The sequence below is a fragment of the Acidisphaera sp. L21 genome (assembly GCF_009765685.1).
In the GTDB taxonomy this organism is placed as follows: Bacteria; Pseudomonadota; Alphaproteobacteria; order Acetobacterales; family Acetobacteraceae; genus LMUY01.
The window spans coordinates 1-7,388 of record NZ_LMUY01000141.1 but is presented as its reverse complement, the minus strand read 5'-3'; the positions used below and the strand labels follow the sequence as shown (position 1 = coordinate 7,388).

The window sequence follows — 7,388 nt, the reverse complement described above, 5'->3', positions numbered from 1 at the left end:
CCTTGCGTTCGAGCCAGCGCGCAACCCGTGGAATACCGGGCACTTCACCGGCGGCTCGTCCACCGGCGCCGGGGCTGCGGTGGCGGCGGGGACGGCGATGTTCGCGCTGGGGACGGATACTGGCGGCTCGGTTCGTTTGCCGGCGGCGGCGTGCGGGGTGCAGGGGATCAAGCCAACCTACGGCCTGGTCAGCCGCGCCGGCATCCTGCCGAATTGCTGGTCGCTGGACACGCCGGGTCCGCTGGCCTGGACGGTGATGGACGCTGCCATCGTGCTGCGCGCCATCGCTGGGTATGACGCGGCCGACCCGTCCAGCGCCGCCGGGCCGGCGGCGGATTACGTCGCCGGGTTGCAGGCAGGCGTGCGCGGGCTGCGCATCGGCAAGATCATGGAGTTCGGTCCCGGCGCGCCCACCATGGACCCGGCCAACATCGCCGGGATCGAGGCCGCGGCCGAAACGCTCGCCGGGCTGGGGGCGGAGATCATCCCGACCGTGCTGCCGGCGCCGCTGTCGCAGTACGAGAGCGCGACCTCGGTCATCAACTGGTCCGAATCCTTCTCCATCCACGAACGTGAGTTCATGGAGCGTGGGATGGAGATGGGCCAGGCGTTGCGGGACAAGATGATGAGCGGCTTCAACGTCCGCGCGGTGGACTATCTGGCGGCGCAACGGCAGCGTCGCGCCCTGTCGCAGGCAACGGACGGGCTGATGCGCAGCTTCGACGCCGTGCTGCTGCCCTGCGCCATGCACACCGCGCCCGCCTATGCCAACCCCGAATCGGTGACCGATTTCACTCGGCACAAGCTGACCGCCGTGTTCAGCCTCACCAGCCACCCGGCGATGTCCGTCTGCACCGGGTTCGACGCCGCCGGGCTGCCGACCAATGCGCAGATCGCCGGGCGTTATTTCGATGAGGCTATGGTCCTGCGCGTCGCCCACGCTTATGAATCTGCAACCCCGTGGCGAAACCGACGCCCGGCGCTGGAGGGATAATGTCCGACTTCGTGACGACTGCGCTTTCCGAGGAAGACATGCGCGCCTACGCCGCCCGGCATGGTTTGACGAATTTGCCGCCCGACCAGATTGCCCGCATGCGCGGCCTGGCGGTTCGGGTCGCCCAGACCGGCGGCAACCTTGCGCGCATGCCCGAGAAATCGGACGAGCCGGCCTTCACCTTCGCCCCGCCTCGCCTCTGACGACTCGTCGCACGCCGCAACCGGCCGGGCGTCCGCTGTACGCCCGGATCGCCGACGCGTTGCTGGACGATATTGCCAGCGGGAAGCGCGCGGTCGGCACGCTATTGCCGACCGAGCACGAGTTGTGCGCGCTATACAGCGTCAGCCGCGCCACGGTGCGGCAGGCATTGCTATCGTTGCAGGATCAGGGGCTGGTGGAGCGCAGCCAGGGCATCGGCACGCGCGTCCTGGCCACCAGCCGGCGCACCGAATACATCCTGGCCGCCCAGTCCGCCAACGAGACGATGGGCTATGTCGAGGAAACGCGCTTCGTCACCAAGCAGCGCCGCATGATTCGGGTCAATGCCGCCCTCGCCCGCACGCTGGGCGTGACAGAGGGCAGCGAGTGGCTGCATGTCAGCGGCATGCGCGTGGTGTTACAGCAGCCGGCGCCGCCTTTGGCGATCAGCAACGTCTACGTGGTCGCCGCCCATGCCGACTTGCTGGACCCGGCGCAGCACGCGGCCACCCCGGTGTTCCGCATGATGGAGCGGGCGGGGCGCGAGCATATCACCGAGATCGGCCAGGACGTGACGGCGGTGCAGTTGACGCCTGGGCAGGCACGAACGCTTCGGGCGCCGCCCGGTAGCAGCGCGCTGCATGTGCTGCGGCGGTATCTGGGCAAGGACAACCTGCCGGTGCAGGTGACCAGCAATCTGCACCCGGCGGACCGGTTCACCTTCTCCCTACGCCTGCACCCGAGCTGACGGCGTCGTATGGTTGCGAACCGCGAGGGTGAGGAACAGCACCAGCGCGACCCCGCCGAGCGGTAGATGCTGTTGTGCACCGGCCATGATCGCCGGGAATATCACTGCCAGCAGCAAGACGATTAGCTCGAGCGGGGCGAACGCCCGGTGCTCGTTCAACCTCTGGCTGACCAGGAGCGCCACCGCCGCCGTCAGCAGCGGGAGGTCGTAGACGAAGGCGTGGGGGGTGGCGAGGCAGGTGGCGATCAGCAAGACCGCGATGGCCGTGTCCTGCGGCCCATGGCGCCAGCAGACCCAAACCGCCACTGCGGCTGCGAGGGCGAACACGCCCTGGATCGCCTGCGCTATCGCAGGGGGCGCACCCAGCCATTGGAGATCTGCTAGGATCGTGGGCATCAGCCGGTTGGCATGCATCGTCTGATCGAACAGTGCCTGATAGCCGGCCAGGCTTTCGACCCAGTCCAACCAGGAGGCCGGGCCCATCAGCGCACTGGTCGCGACGAATAGCAGCGCGATCGTGGCGCAAGTCCAGGCGACGCAACGCCAGTTTCGCGCGGCGATCAGCCCCACCGGGGCCAGGATGCCCAATTGCGGCTTGTAGGTGAGGAGACCGAGCAGCACCCCGGCGAGTGCCGGGCGGCGGTCTGCGAGGCGGAGCCCGCCGACGAGCAGCGCGGCCGAGAGGAACCCGTTCTGGCCGGCCACCACCGTGATCGCGGTCGTTGGTGCCAACGCCACGATGAGTGCCGGCACCAGGGCGCGTCTGCGCCAGCCGAAGCTTGCCGCCGCATACAAGCCGAAGGTCACCCCCAGCCAGGCCGCCAGCGCCGCGGTGTAGGAAAGCGGCGCCAGGGGCAGCAGAACCATCAGCCCGGTCGGTGGATACGGGAACGGGTTCTGGTCCGCAGGGTCCATGCCGAGCGCAACCTGCGCGGCGTGCAGCGTCGCCGGGTCGTATAGGCTGGCGATCGGGTGGCTGGCGCCGATCTGCGCGTAGGACCAAAGCGCGAAGAAGTCGCCGAACGGGAAAGCGGCGTCGCGCTGCAGGGTGATGCTCAGATACCCGGCGAAGTAGCAGGCGCCCAACCCGGCGAGCAGGCCATACAGCAGCACCACGGGGCGCACTGCCGGGGTTCGCGTCTCGGCGAGGGTGATCACAGCCGACACGCAAGCGACCTCCGGATGCTGCACCAATTTGTTACGACCTAGCAGGGCCGCATCACTGCTTTATTAAGAGCCACTTGCAGGGTGGTGACACTCCCCCCGCCTTGATACGGTCCCTGCTGTAGTCCACGCGCGGGAGAGACCCAAGAATGACGCCGCTAAAAGGCCTGAAGGTGATCGAGATCGGCCAGGCGTTGGCCGGTCCGCTGGCCGGCGTGATCCTGGCAGATATGGGCGCCGACGTGATCAAGGTGGAGAAGCCGGATGGCGGCGACGATGCCCGTGGCTGGGGGCCGCCCTATGATGGCGGTGGCGAGACCTCGCTGTATTTCCACAGCCAGAACCGCAGCAAGCGCTCCGTCACGCTGGACATCAAAACGCCGGAGGGCATTGCGGCCATTCATCGCTTGGTGGAAGACGCCGACATCCTGATCCAGAACTTGCGGCCCGGCGTGGTGGAAGATGCCGGGATTGGACCGGAGGCGATGCTCGCGCGGCATCCCCGGCTGATCTACTGCTCGATCTGGGCGTTCGGTTATACCGGGCCGATGCGGATGAAGCCGGGGTTCGATCCGCTGCTGCAGGCGTATGGCGGCATGATGTCGGTCACCGGGCAGGCGGACGGGCCGCCGACGTTCTGCGGCGCATCGATCAACGACAAGGCGACCGGAATGTTCTGCGTGATCGGCGCGCTGGCGGCGCTGCGGCAGCGGGACCAGACGGGGTTGGGCTGCCTGGTCGATACCTCCCTATTTGAAACGGCAACCTTCTGGGTGGAGGGGCAGGTGAACCATTACCTGCAGGACGGCACAGTGACCCGGCGGCACGGCACCGCCTCCAACGTCATAACGCCATACCAAGTGTTCGACACGGCGGACGCGCCGTTCTGCCTGGCGGCGGGGAATGACCGGTTGTGGGTGCGCGCTGCCAAGGTTATGGGGCATCCGGAATGGGGGGACGATCCGCGCTTCTGCACCGGGCGGCTGCGCAACAAGCACCGGCCGGAGTTGGTGGGACTGATCGCCGACGTGCTGCGCACCCGCAGCCGGGCGGAATGGCTGGCTGGGTTCGAGGCCGCAGGCGTCCCCGTCTCGCCCGTCAACGATATCGGTGAGTTGGCCCGGTCGGAGCAGATGGCAGCCGTCGACCTGCTGCGCACCCTGCCAGATAACGGGCTGACGATGGTGGGGCTGCCGATTTCTTTCGATCGGGAGCGCCCGCATTTCACGCGAGGCGCCCCGGGGTTGGGCGAACACAATGCGGAAATCCTCGGCACGGAGTAGGCCACGCCTATTCGATCTGCCGCTTTTCCAGTTTGCGCGCCAGGGTGCGGCGGTGCAGGCCCAGGCGGCGGGCGGATTCGGCGATGTTGAAATCCGTCTCCACCAGGGTTTGATGAATCCGCTCCCACTCCAGCGTCTTGATCGAGGTCGGGCGGTGCGTCAGCGGGATCTCGGCATTGCCCGCCGCCTTGCCGAAGGCGGCGATGATGTCGTCGGTGTTGGACGGCTTGGCCAGGTATTGGCAGGCGCCGAGCTTGATCGCCTCGACCGCCGTGGCGATACTAGCGAACCCGGTGAGCACCACGATCGGCATGTCCGGGTCATGCGCGTGCAGCGCCTGGACGCAGGATAGGCCGGACACGCCGACCAGCTTCAGATCCACCACCGCGACGTCGGGCGTCCAGCCAGGCAGCAGGCAGGCGACCTCCTCCAGCCCGGTGGCAACTACTACCTCGTAGTCGCGCCGTTCGAACGACCGGCGCAAGGTTTTGGAGAAGCTGGTGTCGTCCTCGACGATCAGCAGGCGGCCTTCAGACGACATCGCCCGCCCCCTCCGCAAGTGCAAGTGCGGCCAGCGGCAGGGTCAACGTCACCATGGCGCCGCCCTCCGGCCGATTGCCGGCGGCGACGGTGCCGCCGAGTTTGCGCACCACGTTCACCACCAGGAACAGGCCCAGCCCGCCGCCCAGCCGCCCCTTGGTGGAGCGGTAGGGGTTGCCGAATTGGGCCAGCATCTCGGCCGGGAAACCCGGGCCGTCATCACGCACGGATAGCACCAGTTCCTCCCCTTCCCGCTCGGCACGCAGGCGGATCAGCGTGGCCCCGGCCTCGTGCGCATTGTCCAACAGGTTGGACAGGATCTGCTTCAACGCCGGGTCGGCGATGATGGGGCGGTCTTTGCCGAAATTATTCTCGAAGATCAGCAGATTGCCGGGGCGATTGGTGTCCCAGGCGTGCACCAGATCGTCCAGGAAAGTGCCGACGGTGGTGATGGTGGGCGCCTCGCCCCTCGCCTCCCCGGCGGAGAGCAGGATGCCGGTGATGATGGATTTGCATCGGGCGACCGCGGCCTGCATCTCGTCGATCTCCTCCGCCAGGTCGGGCAGCGCTTGCAGGGCGGGCATTTGGCGCCAATCGCCCAGGATCACCGACACGGTCGAGAGCGGCGTGCCCAGTTCGTGCGCCGCACCGGAGGCGAGCAGACCCATGCGGACCACGTGCTCCTCCTCGATCGCGTGTTGGCGCATCAGCGCCAGGCGGGCGTCGCGGGCGCGCAGATTGCCGCTGATGCGGGTGATGAACACCACCAGCAGCATCGCATCCAGCACGAAGCAGATCATCAGTCCTTGCAGGTTCAAGCGGAACGGATCGGAGTTGAGCGAGACCGGCAGCACCAGCGGGCGGTAAGCCATCGACAGCCCCAGAAAGCAGGCGCAGGTGATGCCGACCATCGCCCAGGCCCACCATACCTCCAGCAACACCGCGGCCAGGGTGACCTGCAGCAGGTAAAGCGAGATGAATGGGTTCGCGAGGCCGCCGCTGAGGTACAGCAGCACCGTCAGCGCTAGCACATCGGCGGCAAGGGCCACGAACAGGGTGGGGCTGCCCACGATCGGGCGCAGGCGCAGCCACACCAGGCTGAGCCAATTGAGCGCCACCAGCATCGCGATGACCGCGGCCATCGGCAACAGCGGCAGCGCGATCCCAAGGCCGAAATGCACGAACCCGACGGTGACGACCTGGCCGAGCACCGCGACCCAGCGCAGTTCGATCAGTTGCAGCATGTTCTTGCTGCCGGCGGCCTCGGCGGGGAGGGCTTCGGCGGTGGTGGCGGGATCGGCGCGTCCCAGAATTACGCCGCCCAGTCCGCGCGTCAGCGGACCGGCAACCGCCGCCAACCGCGCCGAGGCCATCTCACCACTCCTATGCTACCCTGCTTCTCCAGCACGGCGCCGCGACCATTCCTCCTGCCCGAGATAGGCAGTGGCAGCAGCCAGCATCAGGGCCAGCCCATACCATGTGATGGCATACACCAGGTGATTATTGGGGAATGCGATCACGGTGAGGCCGCCGAGGGGCAGGCCGCCCGGGTTCGCGGTGGCGTCGGCGTCGATGAAGTAGGGCGCCGCGTCGGCAACCGCCCGGGCGGTGGCGATGGCGGCGACGTCGCGGGAATACCAGCGATTGCCCGCCGGGTCGTTCGAGCGGAGGAAGCCGCCCTTCGGCTCGGTCAGGCGCAGCAGGCCGGTGACCTGCACCGGGCCGGCGGGTTGCCCGGCAGCGCGGTTGGCCGGGTCGCGCCGGTCGCTGGGGACGAAGCCGCGATTGATCAGCACGGTGAAGCCATCGGTGGTGCGTAGCGGGGTGAGCACCCAGTCGCCGGCGCCCAGTTCGGTGACCGCCTGGACCAGGGTTTCGCGGTCGTTAAGGAAGGTGCCGCTGGCGGTGACGCGGCGGTATTCGTCGGTTGCCGGCGCGACGCCGGACCAGGCGGCGGGGCCTGGCGCGACGACGGGGGTAGCGTGCACCCGGGCGTCGACCCGGGCGATCAGATCCAGCTTCCAACTGCGCCGGGCGACCTGCCAGGTGCCCAGTGCCAGCAACCCGGCGATCACCAGCAGCACCAGGCCGCCGAGTAGAACCAGCCGGGTTGGTGACCGGGGGCCGGCTTCTGCCACCGGTCGCACCGCCGTCTCCATGTCAGCCTAGGGCTTGGTGCTCATGCCAGACATACCGGACATATCGTGCGGCCCCGGCATGTCCTGCATGCCGGGCATTCCCTGCATCCCCGGCAGGCCATCTGGCGACGGCATCATGTTCTCGTTCAGGTTGAACATTACCCAGACGGAGCCGGTGAGCGTGATGCCGACCAGCACCAGCGTGAAAATCAGCGCCAGGATGGTCCAGCCACCCTCCGCCTTGGTGTTCATGTGCAGAAAGTAGATCATGTGGACCACGACCTGCACCGCGCCAAACGCCATCACGACCAGCGCCGCGA

At 67.7% G+C, this 7,388-nt stretch carries 9 protein-coding genes; 4 read left to right on the top strand and 5 right to left on the bottom strand.

Annotation, left to right across the window (positions count from 1 at the left end):
- The 3 genes from GSQ76_RS26125 to GSQ76_RS26115 form a co-directional block, all read left to right on the top strand.
- Positions 1-994, top strand: a 994-nt coding sequence (locus GSQ76_RS26125) for an amidase (protein WP_158747016.1), incomplete at its 5' end; no start/stop codon positions are given.
- Positions 994-1,197 carry a hypothetical protein gene (locus GSQ76_RS26120; protein ID WP_158747015.1) on the top strand — a complete coding sequence of 68 codons (204 nt, stop codon included), beginning with the start codon at positions 994-996 and terminating at the stop codon, positions 1,195-1,197. The genes GSQ76_RS26125 and GSQ76_RS26120, both read left to right, overlap by 1 nt.
- Complete coding sequence (locus GSQ76_RS26115) at positions 1,155-1,943, top strand: GntR family transcriptional regulator (RefSeq protein WP_256367023.1); 789 nt, start codon at positions 1,155-1,157, stop codon at positions 1,941-1,943. Before GSQ76_RS26120 ends, GSQ76_RS26115 begins: the two co-directional genes overlap by 43 nt.
- Here the strand turns inward: GSQ76_RS26115 and GSQ76_RS26110 are convergent.
- A complete protein-coding gene (locus GSQ76_RS26110; RefSeq protein WP_158747013.1) occupies positions 1,923-3,110 on the bottom strand; it encodes a glycosyltransferase family 87 protein in 1,188 nt (395 codons plus the stop codon). The two genes, GSQ76_RS26115 and GSQ76_RS26110, sit on opposite strands and share 21 nt — an antisense overlap.
- Positions 3,111-3,256: 146 nt before the next feature.
- Here GSQ76_RS26110 and GSQ76_RS26105 point away from each other — a divergent pair, with 146 nt between their 5' ends.
- The gene (locus GSQ76_RS26105; protein ID WP_158747012.1) at positions 3,257-4,390 is read left to right on the top strand and encodes a CaiB/BaiF CoA-transferase family protein; all 1,134 of its coding nucleotides are present in this window, start codon (positions 3,257-3,259) and stop codon (positions 4,388-4,390) included.
- A gap of 7 nt (positions 4,391-4,397) precedes the next feature.
- Here the strand turns inward: GSQ76_RS26105 and GSQ76_RS26100 are convergent, their stop codons facing one another.
- From GSQ76_RS26100 to GSQ76_RS26085, 4 genes are all read right to left on the bottom strand, one after another.
- Positions 4,398-4,931, bottom strand: coding sequence for a response regulator transcription factor (locus GSQ76_RS26100; RefSeq protein ID WP_158747011.1), 534 nt, complete (start codon positions 4,929-4,931; stop codon positions 4,398-4,400).
- Positions 4,921-6,303 (bottom strand): ATP-binding protein, encoded by a 1,383-nt coding sequence (locus GSQ76_RS26095; RefSeq protein WP_216851312.1) that lies wholly within the window; start codon positions 6,301-6,303, stop codon positions 4,921-4,923. The genes GSQ76_RS26100 and GSQ76_RS26095 overlap by 11 nt, the downstream gene beginning before the upstream one ends.
- Before the next feature lie 15 nt (positions 6,304-6,318).
- Positions 6,319-7,077 (bottom strand): SURF1 family protein, encoded by a 759-nt coding sequence (locus tag GSQ76_RS26090; protein WP_254070639.1) that lies wholly within the window; start codon positions 7,075-7,077, stop codon positions 6,319-6,321.
- A gap of 18 nt (positions 7,078-7,095) precedes the next feature.
- Positions 7,096-7,388: cytochrome o ubiquinol/quinol oxidase subunit IV (locus GSQ76_RS26085; RefSeq protein ID WP_174247406.1), on the bottom strand; the 293-nt coding region annotated here is incomplete at its 5' end.